Origin of the sequence: Kitasatospora purpeofusca (genome assembly GCF_000718025.1) — a bacterium.
In the GTDB taxonomy this organism is placed as follows: Bacteria; Actinomycetota; Actinomycetes; order Streptomycetales; family Streptomycetaceae; genus Kitasatospora; species Kitasatospora purpeofusca.
Genome location: NZ_JODS01000114.1, coordinates 1 through 298, shown reverse-complemented (window position 1 = coordinate 298; position 298 = coordinate 1). Strand labels below are relative to the sequence as shown.

Here is a 298-nt window from a genome sequence, read left to right as displayed (position 1 = left end):
GAGCTGCGGGGAGACCTGCTTGCCGGTCTGGCCGACCTGGCTGCTGTGCGGGTACCAGCCGGCGTCGACGGCGGCGCGCGAGGCACCGACGGCCGCGCCCAGGGCGTCGGCGAGCTCCTCGACGACGCCGAAGCCCTCGGCGGCACCGACGCCGCGGCCGCCGGAGACCACGATGGCGGCCTCGGTCAGCTCCGGGCGGCCGGAGGACACGCGCGGGGTGCGCGAGACGACCTTGGCGGCGTTGCCGGTGAACGCGACGGCGACGTCCTCCACCGCACCCGCGGCCGGGGCGGCCTCC

The 298-nt window shown here is 78.5% G+C and carries 1 protein-coding gene; it reads right to left on the bottom strand.

The window, feature by feature from the left end:
• Window positions 1-298, bottom strand: a 298-nt coding sequence (locus IF01_RS0140980) for an electron transfer flavoprotein subunit alpha/FixB family protein (protein ID WP_030398699.1), incomplete at both ends; no start/stop codon positions are given.